The sequence below is a fragment of the Rhizobium sp. WYCCWR10014 genome (assembly GCF_001657485.1).
In the GTDB taxonomy this organism is placed as follows: domain Bacteria; phylum Pseudomonadota; class Alphaproteobacteria; order Rhizobiales; family Rhizobiaceae; genus Rhizobium.
The window spans coordinates 313,725-330,664 of the sequence record NZ_LXFU01000030.1; the positions used below are offsets into that span (position 1 = coordinate 313,725).

Genomic DNA, 16,940 nt, shown 5'->3' on the forward strand with positions numbered 1-16,940 from the left:
CTCGCGCGGACCCAATGTGCTCGGCCTGCAGTTTCATCCAGAGGTCCTTGCGGTTCGAGCACTGGCTTCTGGGTCACGCCAATGAACTGGCCGCGGCTGGAATCGCCCCCAGCAAAGCTGCGCCGCAATGCCGGGCGACATGCCCGCAGGTTTGAACAAGCCGGCACCGTCCTGCTTACCGGATGGCTGGCGGCCCTGGGGCGGTAGTTCCCTGGCAAGCCTTCTCCTTAATTCGCGCCATTGGAATTCACTGCAGCACGATCGAACGCACCGGGTGACGCACCGCCCGACGATAGTCGGACGGACTCATGTGCAAGTGCTTGAGGAAGACCCGTGCGAGGACCTGGTTCGACGAGTATCCCACCTCCTGCGCGATCTCGGTGACCTGAAGGTCAGTCGTCTCAAGGAGGTCGCAGGCTTTTTCCACTCGCAGCCGCGTCAGATGGACCCGGGGCGGCACGCCGACGCTTTGCTTGAACATGCGTGCGAAATGGAACGGAGACAGCCGAACCTCGGCCGCCAGTTCGTCGAGGCTGATGTCCTCCGAAAGCCGCTCCCGCATGAGCTCCAGGCAGCGCCGCTGGGCCCATGGGGCAAGGCCTCCCCGCGCCGATGTGAATGGTGAGCCGACCAGACGACAAAGCTCGGCCAGGATCTCGCAACCGGCGGCTTGCGCCAGAAGCCGCGACGGCGCGCCCTCCTCGTCACAAAGGCGCCAAAGATTGCGCTGTGCGGACTGGATTATAGTCGACGTGAACGGCCCGCGATGCAATGCTCCGAAATCGAGGGAGGAAACACGATCCAGGGTGTTTTCAAGAAGGCGCGTCCAGTACCCAATCGGAAAGGCTATGGTGCGGATATGGTGGTGGTTGTCGATGCTGATCGAGTTCGCGAAGTTTGGCGCGGCCAGCAAAAAGTTGCCCGGTCGGCTTGTCGCACTGAAACGCCCTGAGCCAAGGTCGGCTGTAACGCCAAAGCCGCCCATCATGTCGTAGTGCAGCACGAGGTCAGGCACAGGTGGGTCGGACATGTCTCCGGCCGGTGGCGCGCCTTCCAACAGATTGAGCATACCGCCGGACGATTTCATCGTGCGCACATAGGATGCGAGGTGGCCTTCGCAGTACCATTGCGTATAGGACGAATAGGCGGCCATGCTCATTGCTGTATCTCCTCTCGGACGGCGGCATTTTGCTTATCGAGAGTCCGCACGCTGCGCCGCGGAGAGCCCTGATCCTTGCCAACACGCTGGTTGTGCCGCCATTGGGCGGACGGCTTCGTCTTCATAATCTTGACCCAATAGCCGCTCGGACCGCCCGTCCGACCCGCGAACCGGAGGATTGCGGTCGTCGAGATAAGCGATAATTTTCGAGTTACATCGTTTCATATTAATTATGTATCGTTGCAACTGCGATTTGTCAAAGTTGTTGTCCAATCGCTTAGATGACCAGATGTAAGAGTGAGTCGTCCGGCGACTGGCTCGGTGCACAGGCGTGATCCGGTGGGAAAATCTGTCCAAGCCCGTTGGAAATGACCCGGAACGACAGTAAAGTGAATGGACTCGTCGAGACGAAGCAGACCGGAATCAGGGCGCATCGATTGGAATCCCGCAAGAAACCGACGCTGAAAACCATCGCGACTGCATTGGGTTTGGGCGTCACGACTGTCTCTCGTGCCATTCGTGACGATGTCAAAATCGCTGCCGCGACTCGAAAAGCCGTTCAGGATATGGCGCGCGAACTTTGCTACCATCCAAGCCGGGCGGGTCTGCGGCTGCGGACCGGAAAAACGAACGTACTCAGCCTTGTCCTGGATACCGAAGAGCAAATTGGCAGCTTCCTGTCGCAGATCATTTTCGGCATTACCGAGGGTCTCGAGGGCACGCCCTATAATCTCATCGTCATGCCCTATCCCAAGCACAGCGATCCGGTCGCGCCAATCAGGCACCTGGTCGAGAGCGAAGCCGTCGACGGGATCATCATTTCTCGAATCCAGCCGGCGGACCCAAGGGTCAGGTACATGATCGAGCAGGGCATGCACTTCGTGACCCATGGCCGGACGCAAATGGGTGTCGAACATCCCTATGTCGATTTCGACAACGAAGCTTTTGCCAGAATATCGGTAGAGTGCCTTGCCAACCTTGGTCGCAAACGTCTGTCGCTGCTGGCGCCGCCCGCAGGCCTGAGCTTTCACGACCACACGAGGCATGGCTTCGAGGCGGCGATGGTTGAGCACGGGCTAGAGGAGGTGCCGATTCAGGGCATCTCAAACGACAGCTCGATCCAGCAGATCAGGCTCGCCGTCAGAAAACTCATGCAGCAAAGCCCGGCGCCGGACGGGTTGATCAGTAGTTCCGGCGGGGTCAGCGGCACGGGCGGCGCCATTTTGGCAATACAGGCCGGCCTTAAGGATGTCGGCGCCATCATCGGGCGCGACGTCGACATCGTCACCAAGCAGTTGTTCGCAAACCTTCCAATCTTCGGCGACGAGTTCTACGTTGTCCATGAGGACGTACGAAAAACGGGCCGAGATTTGGCGACGGCGCTGGTTGGGTCGATCGAGGGCAAGCCCATTTCGGAGCTGCAGACGCTCGTCGTTCCGACGAAGGTCTCGCTACAGTCTACGACCGACCGAGACGAATGATCGTCTGGATCTCTATCGCAATATCTGGGCTTGCCTGCGTGGCGAAGCGGAGAAGAGCGATGAACGTCGTGACTGAACGCATTATCGAGCTCGGTATGCTGGTTTTTACTTTCGGCGGCTGGCAGCTCGACGTCTTCTATTTTTCGCCCCCCTCGATATCTTCAACCACATCGTCAGCTGGATCGTTGACCCAGGCTTTTACAAACATGTCTCGATAACCATGACGGAAACTGTAAGCGTTGTGCCAGTCTCACCTAGAAAATAAACTTTGGATGAAATGTCTGGGGGTAGAAGACGCGGCAAATATGTATCGAACGGAGCGCTAATTGTCTGATCGCCGTCCTAAGGGGGCATTCAAGTCGCGATGCCGCCCGGTTTCGATTTGAAGCTTAGCTTCAGGAAAGACGTGGGCCATAATTACCCGCTTCCGGTTTGTGCTAATCGTCCATGGCACTTGTACTGAGGACTTGTCGAGAAAGCGGCGCAATTTTTTCCACCAACGCTTGGCATCAGGGTGTGCAGGCTTTCCAATGGACTTGTAACGATCTTCAAGCCAGTTGAATTCCGATCTGGCGAGACTTCCTGGTGCTTCCTGACCAGCCTCAGCGAAGCTGAATGTATAAGGTCCCGGCAAATTGCCACCAAACCATGGCGACGTTTGGCCACTGTGCTGCATCGTCTGGAACCAACCCGCGAATGGATCGGCGACGATCTCATCAGGAATATTGCGGTCACCAGACGGAATGTTGAGCGCCCCGCTTTTGACATGCCAAAGCGCGTATATCTGCTCTTCCAGCACGTCAATGGCATCGACTGCCTTCCACTGGCAGATGCGGTCCTGTTCTGAAATTTTGACGATCCACGCGATATGTGGCTCGTCGTTGATCCAGGTTCGGATTAAATCGGCGTCATTTTTGGTCGCATAGATAATCATATTCACGCCTTAAAAAGCCGGAGAAGTCCCTTTTGAAATCTGGCGATAGATATTTGTGATAATAAAGCAATCCGCAATTGGCTGATTGCATCATAGGTGGGAGTCGTTATGCATGCCAAGGTAAGAGTTCATTGATCTTGCTCTGTTTGTGACCGTTGACGATGGCCGAGAGCGTACTTGTTAGATAGGCATACGGATCAACAGCGTTGAGCTTGCATGTCTCGATAATGGAGGCGATGATCGCCCAGTTCTCAGCTCCAGCGTCGTGCCCGGCAAAGAGAGCATTCTTCCTGTTCAAGGCTATTGGCCGAATGGTTCGCTCAACACTGTTGTTGTCGATCTCGATGCGGCCGTCGGTCAGGAAGAGCTTCAGGCCATCCCAGTATTTGGCGATGTAGGCCAAAGCTTCGCCGAGCGGGGACTTCGTGGCGACACGGGCACGGTGATGGACAAGCCAGACCTTCATGTCGGCGACCATTGGCGCTGACCGCTCTTGCCGTCCAGCAAGACGAGCCTGCGGATCAAGGCCACGCAATTCGGCTTCGATGCGATATAGTTCACCGATCCGCCTCACGCCCTCCTCGGCAATTGGCGCTGCACCATTGCGCGTGATCTCGACCAGCTTACGCCGTGCATGCGCCCAACAATAGGCAAGTCGAATGTCTGATCCGACACGGTCAGCCGCGATCAGCCTGTTGTATCCGGCATAGCCATCCACCTGCAGGATTCCGGAGAAGCCCTGCAATATCCATTCGGCATGAGAGCCCCCGCGACCTGGAGCGTAGGTAAAGGCGACGCCTGGCGGACCGCTGCCGCCCCAAGGGCGATCATCCCGCGCCAGCGCCCAGAAGTATCCAGTCTTCGTCTTGCGAGAACCGGGATCGAGAACCGGGGCACGGGTCTCGTCCATGAACAGCTTGGTCGAGCCCTTCAGATCGGCAATCAGCGCATCGAAGACCGGACGCAGTTCATAGGCTGCCCGGCCGACCCAATCGGCAAGTGTGGAGCGGTCGAGATCAACGCCCTGGCGGCTCATGATCTGGGCCTGCCGATAAGGCGGAAGGTGATCGGCATATTTGGAGACCAGCACATGGGCGATGGTCGCTTCCGTCGGTAGGCCTGCCTGGATCAGGCGAGCCGGAGCTGGGGCCTGAACGACGCCATCAGTGCAGGCCCGGCACGCATATTTGGGACGGCGGGTGACGATGACGCGGAACTGCGCCGGGACCACATCAAGCCGCTCGGAGACATCCTCGCCAATGCAATGCAGGCAACCGCCGCAGCCGCACGTCAGGCTTTCCGGCTCGATCACCTCTTCGACACGGGGAAGATGCTTTGGAAGAGAGCCGCGATTGATCGCGCGTGACTTGGTAATCCTGTTCCCAGCAGGAGCATCCGCCTCATCCTCGGCATGGATCGCGGCCATGGCCGTTTCCAGGTCTTCCAGTGCCAGATCGAACTGGTCGGGATCGGTCTTCTCGGACTTGCGCCCGAAGGCTGCCTGCTTGAAGGACGCGACCAGCTTCTCAAGCCGTTCGATCCGCTCATCCTTGCGGGCAATCTGGGCATCCTTGCCTGCCTCCCGTGCCTGTGCGGCAATCAGCATCGCCTTCAGGGCAGCAACATCATCGGGAAGGTCGGCGGTATCAAGCATGGCCGGAACCTATCAAATCCCGCGCCGATTTGCCTTTGGAATTTGCCGTGCTGAGTCATCGTGCCGCAGCTATTCGACGGTCTCCGGCGTTCTCGTCTGGACGGCATGAACTCGACGCCAATCAAGCCCCGCAAACAGGGCTTCGAACTGGGTGTGGGTCAGCGTCATCAGTCCATCCTTGATACCGGGCCAGGTAAAGGTGTGCTCTTCCAGCCTCTTGTAGGCCATGACGATACCGGAGCCGTCCCAGTAGATCAGCTTCAACCGGTCCGCTTTGCGAGATCGGAACACGAAAACTGTTCCGGTGAACGGGTCCTTGTGCAGCTCATTCTTCACAAGCGCCGCCAGTCCGTCATGCCCCTTGCGGAAGTCGACTGGTTTGGTCGCTACCATTATCCGAACGCGATTCGATGGAAAGATCATGTCGCCGCTGCCAGGGCACGCGCGATGGCCGCAATCCGGGCAGCAGACGCACCTTCCTCAAGACGGATGGTGACAGGGCCGACGACAATCTCAGCGCGGGAGACTGCTTTGGCAGTCGGCGGCTTCGTTGCGGGCATCTCGACAACCATGGCCGCGAATTCGACTGCGTCTTCCGGCTCGGGCAAGACCAGCTTGCCCTGCCGCGCCAGTGTTCGCCAGGACGACAGGTGGTTGGCCTTCATCCCGTGACGTTCCGCGACTTCGTTTACCGTCACGCCCGGACGCAAGCTCTCCGAAACGATCTGTGCCTTGACATCGTCCGGCCATTGACGGTGAGCCTCACGTCGACTCCGCCGTGCTGTGAGAACCTCCAATGTAGTGTCCATGGAGAAACTCCTTGTTGCTCGTCCATGGAAACTCGATCACAGATCAGGCGACAGCGGCAATGTGGGGGCAGAACATCGGTTACCGGAAACAGTGCTCGGTTATATCATCGGCACGGGTCTTGGTGTCGCCGCCGGTGTCTGGCTCGGACTCAGCCGCAGCGCGGCGAGGCTTCGATCCGTTCATTATGGGTCTGAACGCCATTCTGCGCGCTTGCCTCACCTGCCCGGCCGAGCCAGTGACCGTGCGATATCGACGATGTCGTCGCGCGAGGCGGTCGGGTCCTCCTTGTTCCAGGCAACACCGAGCCCGATCCGGAAGTCGATGCCTCTGACCGCCTTCAGCTCGAAGGCCCGGTTCGGCAGGCCCTCGGTCCATTCTGGCGCGAAGCCGATGCCAAGGCCTGCCGAGACCAGCGACACCAGCGAATAGGTGTCGTCGCAGCTATAGGCGATATTGCCGGTCAGATCATATTCCTCGAACTTCTCGTTGAAGTACCGCTCGGTGTAGGAGAGGTTCTTGCGATTGAAAGCGATGATCTTCTCCCCGCGCAGATCGTCGATGGCGATCTCCGCCTGCTCCGCCAAGCGGTTGGTTCTGGCGACCGCCAGGAGATAACGCTCATGGGCGATCGAGGAGAAGCGCAAGGAGCCAATGTTTTCCACCGGCCGGATGAAGCCGAGATTGATCTGGCCGTTCTCCAGGCCGCGAATGATGTCGCCGGTATTGCCGCTTGATATATGGATGCGGATATCCGGGTATTTGCGGGCGATCTTCGCAAGAAACGCCGGCAGCACGCCGGTGGTCGCCGGATAGACGGTGCCGATCCTGATCTGGCGGATGGTCCTGCCGGCCACCGCCCTGGTGATCTCGGCAGAAAGATCGACTTCGCTCAGGATCCCGACGCAGCGCTCGTGGAAGATCTCCCCTGCCCGCGTCAGTTCCACCCGCCGGGTCGAGCGGATGAACAGCGCGCAGCCGAGCTCGCGCTCCAGCGCCTGCACATGGTTGGACAACGCCGGCTGGGCGATGCGCACCTTGGCGGCCGCCCGGCCGAAATGCAGTTCCTCGGCCACCGCGACGAAATAGGAGAGCTGGCGTAGTTCCATTTTCGCGTCTCCTCTTCAAGCCCTGCGCCCTCGCCGTATCGTTTCAAAGACCAAGCTAGAGCACAATGATAATATGTCGGATATATCCGATGGATTAATGCAATGCAAGATGGTGGCCATAACATATGGACACTCGCGCACGCATAGCCTGGAACCTGCGAAATCTCAGGGTCTCCCAGAAAGTCACACAGGAGAATCTCGCTGTGGACGCGCAGGTGGATCGAACCGTCATTAGCGATTTGGAGAGAGGTAAGCACAACGCCTCCATTGATCTTATGGATCGCCTCGCTGTTGCGCTATCCGTTGACATTTCTACCTTTTTCTCTGAACCGTCACCGTCCGCGGGGACGCCAGAACCAATGAGGGCGGGACGAAAGCCGAAGTCTTGATCTCTGGTGCAAGGCGCCTCGTAGCGCCGTCGTTCAGTGTTACTGATTTTCGCAGAACGGTCAGACGCTCGCGGTAGGAAATCGCTATGCCACGAAGCGTCGTGGTTGAACTCGCGCGTGAGGGCTCTCCACCCAAATGTCTTCTCATCCCACGCCTTGAATAGATTCGAACTTACGACCACTGTTGGGCTGGCTTGGACGGAATGGATAATCAATCGGTTGCCTGTGTTGTGTGCTGCTCCGAATGCAATAGTCATCACTTGCGTACGGTACGCTAATCGCATACCCTTCCGCGCTAAATCGGAGGCTGGAAACTATGGCGACGGTCGAGAAAATCACGATTGCACTGACATCCGAAATGGCGGGCTTTGTGCGAAGCGCGGTCGATGCTGGCGAATATGCATCGACGAGTGAAGCCATCCGTGATGCCGTCCGCGAGTGGAAGGAGCGACGTGATTTGCTCGGCTACACCGTCGAGGATCTGCGAGCGCTCGTGCAGGAGGGCATCGAAAGCGGCCCAAGTTCGCGCACGACAATGGCAGAAGTAAAAGCTGCAGCGCGCGAACGATTAAAATCTTCACGACATGAACTCTAACCATGCTTCCAGTTATCCGAACCAATCGTGCGGACGAGGACCTGATCGAGATATGGTCCTACATAGCCGTTGGCAACATATCTGCAGCTGACCGTGTTCTTGACGCGATTGAAGCACGCTGGGACAATCTCGCCCGACACCCCTACTCGGGAGTTGCGCGCGACGATATCGCGCCTGGCATTCGGCATCTCATCTCAGGTGAGTATCTGACTCTTTATCGGCTCAGTGGCAGTGCCATTGAAATCGTCCGCGTCCTGCACGGGCGCCGAAAGATATCCTCCAAAGATATTACATAAGCGGCGGGCTAACGGGACCCTTCATAGAGACCCCGGATGGAGAAGCTAACCCAAGTGCATCATGCCCATTTTGCAGGGTAGGGGATCACGCCTCATCCTGCAAATGCGCCATGAACACCTCGGCTGGTGTCTTGTAGCCGAGGCATTTACGGGGTTGGTCGTTGAGATGACGTGCGAGTTGGATCAGGTCGTGTTGTGACACGGCTGCCAGATCCGTAGCGCCTGGCATGAAACGGCGAATGCGCTTGTTGGTATTCTCGACTGTCCCTTTTTGCCACGGTGCACTCGGGTCGCAGAACCAGCTACGCGCACCGATCCCTTCTTCCAAAGCCCTGGATCCGGCAAACTCGGTACCGCGATCAAATGTGAAGCTTTGACGCGCTAACGCCGATAAAGGAGAAAACGCTCTGATGATCTTGTCCATGATCGGGCGTGAGTGCCGGCTCGGATTCTTGATGAGAACCGTATAGCGGCTTCGGCGCTCCACGAGGGACGTGACATTGGCATGTCCGAGTGGGCGTTCAAAGATGAGGAGGTCGCCCTCCCAATGCCCAAACCGTGATCTATCTCCAATAAAATCAGGACGTTGGGATATGCGATGCGTGGCTGGGAACGCACCGTCGCGCGGCTTCCTGGAGCGCAGTGGACGACGTTTGCGGCGCGCTTCCGGTAGATACTGATAGAGGCCTAGCCCATAATCTTCCTTGCTGTAGATGAAGCGATAGATTGTCTCTTTGCAGACGCGAACAAGACTGAGCCTCTCCGACAACAGCCGCCCGGCGATCTGCTCTGGAGACCAGCGTGCCTCCAACTGGTTGATGATCTCCGAGCGTAAATTCGGGTGGCGCCGCAGCTTTCTCAGCCGGCGTCGCCGCTCCTTGGAGATATCGTGAGCAACCGTGCTGTAGTAGCCGTCGTAGTCCGGCAGTTCGCGATCACGAAACGTATTGCGCTTGATCTCGCGGTAAATCGTCGAGCGGTGACGGCCAAGCTGACGGGCCATCTCGTTGACGGCAACTTTTGCCGCCACCAGTTGATGTAGGCGTCGCCGGTCGGCGAGGGTGATTTGCGTATAGCATCTGGACATGCCAAAATCTCCGAAGTGAAGCCATTGAAATTACTGGCATGTCGCACTTGGAAATAGAATGTACCGGATGGCACGTGTGTCAGGCGTAAGCAGATTTATGGAACTTGCCCAGTTCTGATGGGAGGTTCAAGGATGAATTGCGACTGTGAATAATACCAACGGGTCATTACTCGCAAAGAACACGCAATGGATCTCACCCGCAGGATTGCTCGGTGGTGAGCGACCGGGCTGAGTGCCACCGTCATCGCCGAGAACCTCGGCCGGCATCGTTCGACGATTTCCCGTGAGCTCAAGCGGAATGCTTTTGAGGATCCGCAGATGCCGGATCTAAGCGGCTACTATCGCCGGGGCGCTTGGTTTATCAAGTGCGCCAGACGAAACCCTACCAGTCGCACACGTTCTTGAGCTATATCGGCGAAGGCGGTATACCGGCCCCGTCCAGAACTCCACCCAGCAATCATGACCTTCGACTGTTGGTTTCTATCGCCCGAGAGAAGTTCGCCGTCGCGGCGCGGCGAAGCAAAGCTGTTGAAACTTCATTTTCACGAATAACGCGGCATGCCTTTTTGGCGTCATCGACATCTGTCGCTTAAAGTCGATGTTGACCTCCAAGTCGCGAGTAGCTTATTAGCGGCTGGCAGCCACAATCTGCCGCGCCAAAGCCAAACTTGGTTGACCTCCTTGAGGACGGCGATCGGGCGCCTGAGCGGCCTCAGGGCTTTACAACAGGAACACTTTATCTGCGATCCGATTAGGAAATGCGCGGACTAAGCACCGAGCCGCTACTCACCCTTTACAGTTTGTGACGGCACCGCAACCACGCTTCCGACAACCGACGACACCGCCGCCATCCAGACCATTCTCGATGCTGGCAACATCTTCAACATCCCACACGGCAAGCTCTGCAAGATCACGCAATCGCTTGTCATCACCCGCAATGATTCCGGTTTAGTCGGTGACGGCAGCGGCGGCCTCTACATGGCTGCGGCCAACTTCAACAACACCTCGCTCGCCTTTAGCGACCGATACGGCACACACACCGTCGGCATCTATGCTCATGGCCTCTTGGCGGCGCCGTGGACCCCACTCGTCCATCCCGTCATCAAGGGCATCCGCGTCGTGTCGGAGGTCCAGCAGGGCCGATCCCTGAGTGCGGTGGTGGTGCAGAACGCGACACAGGCCAAGGTGATCGGCAACGAAATCCAGGGCTTCCCGCTCGGTATCGGTGTCCGTATCCAAAGCTGCGTGCTCGGTTGCGAGGTGGCGGAAAACTACATCCACGACTTTGTCGACAACACCACTGGATGGGCTGTCTCTTCGGTGCCTCAGATCACCGATATCGAAGTCGATAACGACATCTGGAACAACGTGTCGTCGTACCACGTCATCATTCGCGACAACACGATCCGCAACATGCTGGTCGGTGCGGCCTTCCTGGCTGTTTATGGCTACCAGACCGACTGCATCAACACCCCCCGCGTGACAACCTATAATACATCGATCACGGGGAACCACCTCGACACCTGCGCCGAGGGCGTCGACAATTTTAGCATCCACGCGGTCATCAACGATAACGTGGTGATGAACACCTATAACTTCGGCATCAAAAACGTCCACGGCGCCAGCTTCGTCTCGGTCAACGACAACACCACCACCAACTATGGTTTCGCCGGCATCGTCGTCGCGGACAGCTCGGCGGCCGGTGATAGCAATGTCGATAACATCATTGTCTCCGGAAACAACGTGTCGTTCGGCAACTACGGTGGAAACTGGGGTGGGCACGACAATGCAGCCATATTGGTCGGCATGAACGGCACCACCTCGATCCCGGTCAACATCTTCGTCACTGGGAACATCCTGCGGCCGGCGAACGGTGAGTATGCGCTGAACATCACGACAAACTCCGGCGTGACCGTCAGCGGCAACCTGTCGCTCTCGGGAACGAAGGGCGTCAGCAAGTAAGGATCAGAAGACCGTGGCCACCTTCACGTTTCCGCAAGTGGCAAAGCTACTCAAGGCGCATGAAGGTGGCCATAGCAACGTTCCGCGTGCCCTCGGGAGACCGACAAACTTCCGGGTCACAATTTACGACTTCCGCCGCTATGGACCCCACCTGCCACCGCTGCCGATGTCCGGATCTCAGTGGGATCCGGAACGAGATTGGAGGCTGCGACGCATCCCGAACACCTCGACGATTCAGATTGGCCTCTCGAGAGACGCCGTATCCCGTTATGTCAACGACTGGATCTCTGCGACACCCGAAAGGACCGCGGCCCCTCTCTCGCGCCGTCAGTAAAAATGAAAACTGAGCCTGCCGTTCCGATGAAGCGGGAACGGATACCGTGGGAGGTCTACCGGTCCCGCGACGAAGTCCGCAAGAACGTGTTCGATTACATCGAGATGTTCTATAATCCGAAGCGCAAGCATGTCGGAAATGGGATGCTGTCGCCGGTCGGGTTTGAACGGAAGTAGAAGCCGTAACCCGACGGTGTCTACAAAACTCGGCGCTGCCACTGCACTCTCGGCGGCAACTACATAGCCGGCATTAGCCGGACTTCATTTTGCTCAAGGTCAACGTGAACAATAAATTCCGGTGGGTCAATCACAGCATTTGGGTCAGATGCGCCTTCAACAGCTAGTGTCACTCGATACCTCCCGTCATCAAGGTGTTGAGCGGAGATGGGCTCTTCAAAGCGAAGTCCTCGTTCGATCGCGAAAGCTTTCGCTGCGGAGATTGCTTGATTCTCGGACATTACATACATTTTTCCTATTGTCCCCTCAATCTGTTCACATAGTCGATCGAGAATCGACGCTCTGCGTCCGTGTACGCAGACCAAGATCTGTTAGCTTGAAGCCGCTCTAGCACTGAAGCCTCTCGGCCGAGTCAGCCCATATCTCTATATGCCTCGAAGCCCATCTTTTTAAAGTCGAGATAATGCGAAAGTTCAAGCTTGACCTGCAAGACGGTTGGATTTTCCGGGAGCAGCAACTGCCCAGAGCCATTGGCCCTTGCCATGAATCCGGGATTACCTTCTGTTCCAAAGACAGAGACGTTTCGCCGCTCCAGATACCCAACCAGGCTCTGCAATCTCTCGGGCGGATATAGGCGGCCCCCAAACACCGGCCCATCCCCCATGTTGGCAAGGACGCCCCCCCTGCGGCACCGCCTTTGATGGCACCCGATCCTATCAGGCCCAATCCCGAGGCGCCGATCCGGCTGCGCGAGAGAAGATTGTGATTGGTGTCGTAGCTGTAGGCTTCGTCGAGCGTGTTGTCGCCGGCATTGTCGGCTTTGGTCAGGCGAGAGAGATCGTCATAGCTATATTCCCAGCTGTCGGTTGGCATCTCATCGGGCCCGACGATCTTCGTGATCCGGCCGAGCCGGTCGCGAGTGTACTGATTGTCCATCAGCACCGTCGTTCCCTTCGCCGTCGTCACCCGGTCCAGCCAGCGCCGCGTGGGCGAATAGGTGAAGGTGGTCGTCACGCCATTCAGATACTTGATCACACTCGTCTGGCCGTCGACCTCGTAGCTGGTCGAGTCGATCAGCCCTGGGATTCCTCGAAAGCAGATCGGCGTCGTTATAAAGCCAGGGCAAGGTCCTCTTGCCGACGACGAGGGTGGTCGGCATATAGCTCATCGCCGTGGTCTTGCCCGTCGGCCCATGCTCGACGGCAGCCGAGCTCGCCAGGCCGTCGATGACCGTGCGGGTGGTGACCTTATCGCCGGCGCCGTGGCCGACAAATGGTACCGGCTGAACGGCGAAGCCTTTGCCAAGGCCGAGGCCCTGGGTTGGCGGCCGGACGACGGCCAAGTTCGATAACGAATAGATTTAAGCGGGGGCTTATTCATGAGATTTTTTTCCGGTGGATTTCTGATCCGGGCTCTCAGTCTGATGCTTGTTTGCAGCATGCTGTCGGTATCGTTCGGATCGGGGGCAAATGCGCGGTTTATTTCACTGGACGACTGGAACCCTACCAAAAAGGGCGTTGGTACCAATCGTTATGCCTATGCCAAGAACGATCCAATTAACAAAAGTGACGCTAATGGCCATGTAGCCATTGTTGATGACGCAATAGGGGTCGGGCTCGCGACGCTGGCGGTAGCAGCACTTTCCTATACCTATGCTGATGCCGCAGACGACGGCAAGTTGAATGGTTCGGTTGGCGATGGTCTCGGGGCCGCAATCACCGACAGCTTTAGTGGGTTAAGCGATCGCTTATTCGGCATTGCAAAGGTGGAGGCGGAAGACTCGGGCAGCAAAACGAAATCACCGCCTAATCCCAATGGAGCGAAGGGTAGGGAGGATCACCAACAAAAAGTCAAGGAGCTAGCGGAGCAAGCCCAGGAAGAAGCGTTACCGGGGCAAACCGTCGTTGTTGAGGGAAAAATCAGTGCTGATGGATCAAATCGCCGTCCCGATGTTCAAATTCAAGACGAATCTGGTGCAACCATTTCCGTGAAAGAAGCCGAGAGAAACCCCAATGGAAAAGGAACAGAAATCGCGAAGCGGAGTATGATCGCCTTGGCATCAAAAATGAAACTTTTGGTGTGGGAAAAGGCGAGGGCGAAGGAAAAAGTGACAACAGCGGTCGCGAATACGAAACGCAGCAAAAAAATTCGCGTCACTAACTAATTAACTGGATACCTGAATGGCTGAGACACAGTTGGTTGTTACAGAAGAACGCTTAAACGAACTCATGGCTTTGATTTTTGCTGGATGTCAGGTTGCTGTAGACGGTGAGAGCAAAGTTATTCCGAACTTTGATGAAATACGGCATAACGTCATGAACCGTATGGTACAATTGTTCGTTAAAAATTCCGTTTTCTCTAATGAAGATTTTACGTTTCGGGTCACTTCCAATAATGCTGCGAATCGAGGAGGCTATTTTGTAGATCAGTTTGCAGGTGACGGTCACATCAAGATTCTGACGCTTCCACTTATCTTTAAAGAGAGGATTATATTTAGACTGTCGATTGCTTACCAAAGCTTTTATATTGATAGAAACGGGAAACATGTCGAACCTTCGAAGGAGCTCAAGGATTTCTACAATTTTCTAGTCAGTTTGACAGGAAAAATGACCAAGAGAACGAAGATATTCGAAAATAGGTTTATGAAAGTACAGGTTGTCTTGTTGAATGACGAGCGTGAGTTGGTTGAAGCTGTAAAATATTCATTCAAGAGACCCTAGCCGTTCTTTGGCAAAGAGTGAGCTGCAGGGATCTCTATTTCCATTATAAATATCGACTAAAAATTGTGGAAATTGCAAACATTTGGGACGTGCGGGATGCACTCTGACAATCAGTAACGTATTATTTGCGGTACAAGAAATGCGCGAGTCTTTCCATGAAATCTGTGGTGCCTGTTTGTCTGCTCGGCTTGCTGTTGCTTGCCGCCTGTAGCTCTACGGACTCGGTTGAGGATGTCCTCGCGGTAAAACTGAATGAGTTGGATTCCACCGGCAAACCTTTTCCCGCGTCTCATTATTCCTCGCGCGTGATTGGTGGATCTCCTTCCGACGAGAGTTTCAACGGCGCCATGGCATCCGCCGCAAGATCCGCATCGACCAGCATTAGGCCGCGAAACAGCGCCTGTGCTTTCGCCGCCGGCATGCCGACATGCACACCGGCCTTTCGGGCGGCCGCGTCGGCGGCCGACAACCAGCGCTTCGAACCGCTCTATACGCCGTTGCGGCATCCCGCGTTAGCCCGATCAGGCCTTTCCGCTGCAATGTGAAAATCTTAGTCTGCGGTGTTTTGATTTCGAGGACGCCATGACTGCTCGCTGACGGATCATCGCCCGGATGAATCAGGAAATCCGGCTCGCTTTTCCCCGGACGGCCGAGCGGAATGATATGGGCCGGCATCAACTTAATGGCAAACCTTCGGATAGAATGAACGGATTTGCGGCGAAAAACTTCTGCCAAATGGGTTCAGGATGCTTTGTTTTTAGCATCCACCGAAAGTCATCCCGCGCGTTCTTCAATTGGTTACGGGTAGGATACTCGGAGAGATTTTTGAACTTCGACATGGTTATGGGGGCTCGGCTGCGATCTGAATTTTGACTATGCCAAATGCTTCTCAACTTTGCCTAAACGCTCCACGCCCGAAACCTCCCCCTGCCCGTCATCTCTCGCAAGCCAAGCTCCAAAACAATCCGCCGCGCCGCCTGCGGCGTAACGTCGAGCGTCTTCGCCACCATTTTTGCCGACACCAACGGTTTGGCCATCACCAACTCAACCAGCTCCGGCAGTTTTGAAGATGTCCGGCGCCCTTCCAGCTTTCGCTGCATCATCGTTCTCGCCAGCGCCAGCCTGTCATGCTCCTTGAGCCCGATCTCCGCGGCCGCGATCAGTCCGTGGGCGATGGCCAGCATCCGGGTTTCCCGGTCGCGATGCCGGCGCCGGTCGACGGAAATGGATTTGAGACCGAGGTTGACGGCGGCGACATGGGTGCCCGTGGTGACGTCGGCCTGGCGCAGGATGGAGGCGGCAAATAGCCGGCCGAGCCAGGGTGCATGCTGCAGGACGGCAAGCTCGTTCCAGGCATCGAGGGCGACGATGGCCTGCAGCACCGCCGGCAAGTGTTCGGCCTGACGCAACACGCCGCGCCATTCATCGAGCCGGGCATCCTCGTCCCAGTCGAGATCATAGACCAGCGGATCGGCCGGAGCCCGGCCGGGCATCTTGGCTTGCGCGATGGCCGCCTCCGAACTGGCCAGCACCGCATCGATGGCGGCATAGTCAACGCCGGGCAGGTTCTCGGCATCATCACCATCATCCCCCTCCCCTTCCGGATCGACTGCGACCGCGGGCCGAATGATGCCGGTCGGCTCCACCTCAGCGCCGGTCAGATTGATGTCCGACGTCTGCCGAAGCGTCCGCAAACCGTCGCCTGACAGAGCCCAATCCGGCGGCTGGGCGGCGATGCGCCGGCGAGTGCGCAGCACGTCGCGGGCGATTGTCAGCTCATGGGTGGGTGTGCGAATATCGCGGGTGGCATCATGAAGGACGAGGTCCTCGAGGTGGACGAGTTCGCCGTCGATCCAGAGCGAGGCACAGGCATCGGTGAATTGGGTGCGCTCGAGGAAGCCCTGCCCCACTGGCGAACGGGCGATGCGCTCGTCCAGACGCGTGAGCCCGACACCGGCGTCGAAAGCCGGCCGCATCAGGGCTGTCATGCTGATTTTCTCGAGATCATAAGCCATTGAATTTATGGTAAATGACTTGCTAAAGGAAATCTATCTCAACGTTGCGGTTCGCCACTGGATATGATGCCCCAGCGCACCGCTGGCCATCGATAAGTACTGGTTATCGATGGTAGATTGATTTCAGGGCGCAAATCAGCGTGTCGGTCGCCCTGGATGACCGGAAATCCCTGGGTTTCCGGCCGTTTTGGCAGATTTCGGCTAGGATCGGTGGAACGGTAG

General features: G+C 56.9%; 20 protein-coding genes and 4 pseudogenes. 13 read left to right on the forward strand and 11 right to left on the reverse strand.

What is annotated here, in order from left to right:
* Positions 1–247: 247 nt before the first annotated feature.
* Entirely contained in the window at positions 248–1,159 is a 912-nt protein-coding gene (locus A6U98_RS12245) for an AraC family transcriptional regulator (RefSeq protein ID WP_064650024.1), read from the reverse strand.
* A gap of 368 nt (positions 1,160–1,527) precedes the next feature.
* Between A6U98_RS12245 and A6U98_RS12250 the strand changes: the two genes are divergently transcribed.
* Both A6U98_RS12250 and A6U98_RS37630 read left to right on the forward strand, forming a co-directional pair.
* Positions 1,528–2,640, forward strand: coding sequence for a LacI family transcriptional regulator (locus A6U98_RS12250; RefSeq protein WP_082933897.1), 1,113 nt, complete (start codon positions 1,528–1,530; stop codon positions 2,638–2,640).
* 59 nt (positions 2,641–2,699) lie between these two features.
* Positions 2,700–2,875 (forward strand): annotated as a pseudogene (locus A6U98_RS37630) (ABC transporter permease); the annotation flags it as partial.
* An 87-nt stretch (positions 2,876–2,962) separates the two neighbouring features.
* Here the strand turns inward: A6U98_RS37630 and A6U98_RS12255 are convergent.
* The 4 genes from A6U98_RS12255 to A6U98_RS12270 form a co-directional block, all read right to left on the reverse strand.
* Positions 2,963–3,574, reverse strand: a complete 612-nt coding sequence (locus A6U98_RS12255) for a hypothetical protein (protein WP_064650026.1) — start codon at positions 3,572–3,574, stop codon at positions 2,963–2,965.
* A gap of 106 nt (positions 3,575–3,680) precedes the next feature.
* Entirely contained in the window at positions 3,681–5,228 is a 1,548-nt protein-coding gene (locus A6U98_RS12260) for an IS66 family transposase (RefSeq protein ID WP_064650027.1), read from the reverse strand.
* A gap of 69 nt (positions 5,229–5,297) precedes the next feature.
* Entirely contained in the window at positions 5,298–5,651 is a 354-nt protein-coding gene (gene tnpB / locus A6U98_RS12265; RefSeq protein WP_064650029.1) for an IS66 family insertion sequence element accessory protein TnpB, read from the reverse strand.
* A complete protein-coding gene (locus tag A6U98_RS12270; protein ID WP_064650031.1) occupies positions 5,648–6,037 on the reverse strand; it encodes a transposase in 390 nt (129 codons plus the stop codon). The genes tnpB and A6U98_RS12270 overlap by 4 nt, the downstream gene beginning before the upstream one ends.
* Before the next feature lie 79 nt (positions 6,038–6,116).
* Between A6U98_RS12270 and A6U98_RS37635 the strand changes: the two are divergent.
* Positions 6,117–6,246, forward strand: a pseudogene (locus tag A6U98_RS37635) (ABC transporter permease); the annotation flags it as partial.
* A gap of 7 nt (positions 6,247–6,253) precedes the next feature.
* On the opposite strand, the gene A6U98_RS12275 reads toward A6U98_RS37635, so the two are convergent.
* Positions 6,254–7,144 (reverse strand): LysR family transcriptional regulator, encoded by an 891-nt coding sequence (locus A6U98_RS12275; protein ID WP_064650033.1) that lies wholly within the window; start codon positions 7,142–7,144, stop codon positions 6,254–6,256.
* 125 nt (positions 7,145–7,269) lie between these two features.
* Here A6U98_RS12275 and A6U98_RS35815 point away from each other — a divergent pair, with 125 nt between their 5' ends.
* The 3 genes from A6U98_RS35815 (at position 7,270) to A6U98_RS12285 (ending at position 8,424) form a co-directional block, all read left to right on the forward strand.
* Positions 7,270–7,533, forward strand: coding sequence for a helix-turn-helix transcriptional regulator (locus tag A6U98_RS35815; RefSeq protein ID WP_082933898.1), 264 nt, complete (start codon positions 7,270–7,272; stop codon positions 7,531–7,533).
* Positions 7,534–7,849: 316 nt separating this feature from the next.
* Positions 7,850–8,128 carry a type II toxin-antitoxin system ParD family antitoxin gene (locus A6U98_RS12280; protein WP_017956985.1) on the forward strand — a complete coding sequence of 93 codons (279 nt, stop codon included), beginning with the start codon at positions 7,850–7,852 and terminating at the stop codon, positions 8,126–8,128.
* Positions 8,129–8,130: 2 nt separating this feature from the next.
* The gene (locus A6U98_RS12285) at positions 8,131–8,424 is read left to right on the forward strand and encodes a type II toxin-antitoxin system RelE/ParE family toxin (RefSeq protein ID WP_017956986.1); all 294 of its coding nucleotides are present in this window, start codon (positions 8,131–8,133) and stop codon (positions 8,422–8,424) included.
* An 85-nt stretch (positions 8,425–8,509) separates the two neighbouring features.
* On the opposite strand, the gene A6U98_RS12290 is transcribed toward A6U98_RS12285, so the two are convergent.
* Positions 8,510–9,511 carry an IS30 family transposase gene (locus A6U98_RS12290; RefSeq protein WP_064650035.1) on the reverse strand — a complete coding sequence of 334 codons (1,002 nt, stop codon included), beginning with the start codon at positions 9,509–9,511 and terminating at the stop codon, positions 8,510–8,512.
* A 228-nt stretch (positions 9,512–9,739) separates the two neighbouring features.
* Between A6U98_RS12290 and A6U98_RS37640 the strand changes: the two are divergent.
* The 3 genes and pseudogenes from A6U98_RS37640 to A6U98_RS35825 all read left to right on the forward strand — a co-directional run.
* Positions 9,740–9,853 (forward strand): annotated as a pseudogene (locus A6U98_RS37640) (helix-turn-helix domain-containing protein); the annotation flags it as partial.
* 636 nt (positions 9,854–10,489) lie between these two features.
* Entirely contained in the window at positions 10,490–11,473 is a 984-nt protein-coding gene (locus A6U98_RS12295; RefSeq protein ID WP_064650037.1) for a hypothetical protein, read from the forward strand.
* Positions 11,474–11,833: 360 nt separating this feature from the next.
* A pseudogene (locus A6U98_RS35825) lies at positions 11,834–11,983 on the forward strand (IS3 family transposase); the annotation flags it as partial.
* Between the two features lie 59 nt (positions 11,984–12,042).
* Here A6U98_RS35825 and A6U98_RS12300 read toward each other — a convergent pair.
* Together A6U98_RS12300 and A6U98_RS12305 are read right to left on the reverse strand one after the other, a co-directional pair.
* Complete coding sequence (locus A6U98_RS12300) at positions 12,043–12,264, reverse strand: hypothetical protein (protein WP_064650040.1); 222 nt, start codon at positions 12,262–12,264, stop codon at positions 12,043–12,045.
* 106 nt (positions 12,265–12,370) lie between these two features.
* A complete protein-coding gene (locus A6U98_RS12305) occupies positions 12,371–13,018 on the reverse strand; it encodes a hypothetical protein (protein WP_064650042.1) in 648 nt (215 codons plus the stop codon).
* Positions 13,019–13,175: 157 nt separating this feature from the next.
* Here A6U98_RS12305 and A6U98_RS36765 point away from each other — a divergent pair, with 157 nt between their 5' ends.
* From A6U98_RS36765 to A6U98_RS37150, 4 genes are all read left to right on the forward strand, one after another.
* Positions 13,176–13,334 (forward strand): hypothetical protein, encoded by a 159-nt coding sequence (locus A6U98_RS36765; RefSeq protein ID WP_156667841.1) that lies wholly within the window; start codon positions 13,176–13,178, stop codon positions 13,332–13,334.
* Between the two features lie 27 nt (positions 13,335–13,361).
* Positions 13,362–14,147, forward strand: coding sequence for a hypothetical protein (locus A6U98_RS37145; RefSeq protein ID WP_064650044.1), 786 nt, complete (start codon positions 13,362–13,364; stop codon positions 14,145–14,147).
* 16 nt (positions 14,148–14,163) lie between these two features.
* Complete coding sequence (locus tag A6U98_RS12315; protein ID WP_064650046.1) at positions 14,164–14,703, forward strand: hypothetical protein; 540 nt, start codon at positions 14,164–14,166, stop codon at positions 14,701–14,703.
* A 155-nt stretch (positions 14,704–14,858) separates the two neighbouring features.
* Positions 14,859–15,248: a hypothetical protein gene (locus A6U98_RS37150; RefSeq protein WP_184500013.1), complete on the forward strand. Its 390-nt coding sequence runs from the start codon at positions 14,859–14,861 to the stop codon at positions 15,246–15,248.
* 354 nt (positions 15,249–15,602) lie between these two features.
* Here the strand turns inward: A6U98_RS37150 and A6U98_RS12325 are convergent, their stop codons facing one another.
* Both A6U98_RS12325 and A6U98_RS37430 read right to left on the reverse strand, forming a co-directional pair.
* Positions 15,603–16,727 carry an RHE_PE00001 family protein gene (locus A6U98_RS12325; protein WP_064650049.1) on the reverse strand — a complete coding sequence of 375 codons (1,125 nt, stop codon included), beginning with the start codon at positions 16,725–16,727 and terminating at the stop codon, positions 15,603–15,605.
* Between the two features lie 29 nt (positions 16,728–16,756).
* Positions 16,757–16,940, reverse strand: a 184-nt coding sequence (locus A6U98_RS37430; protein ID WP_210179347.1) for a hypothetical protein, incomplete at its 5' end; no start/stop codon positions are given.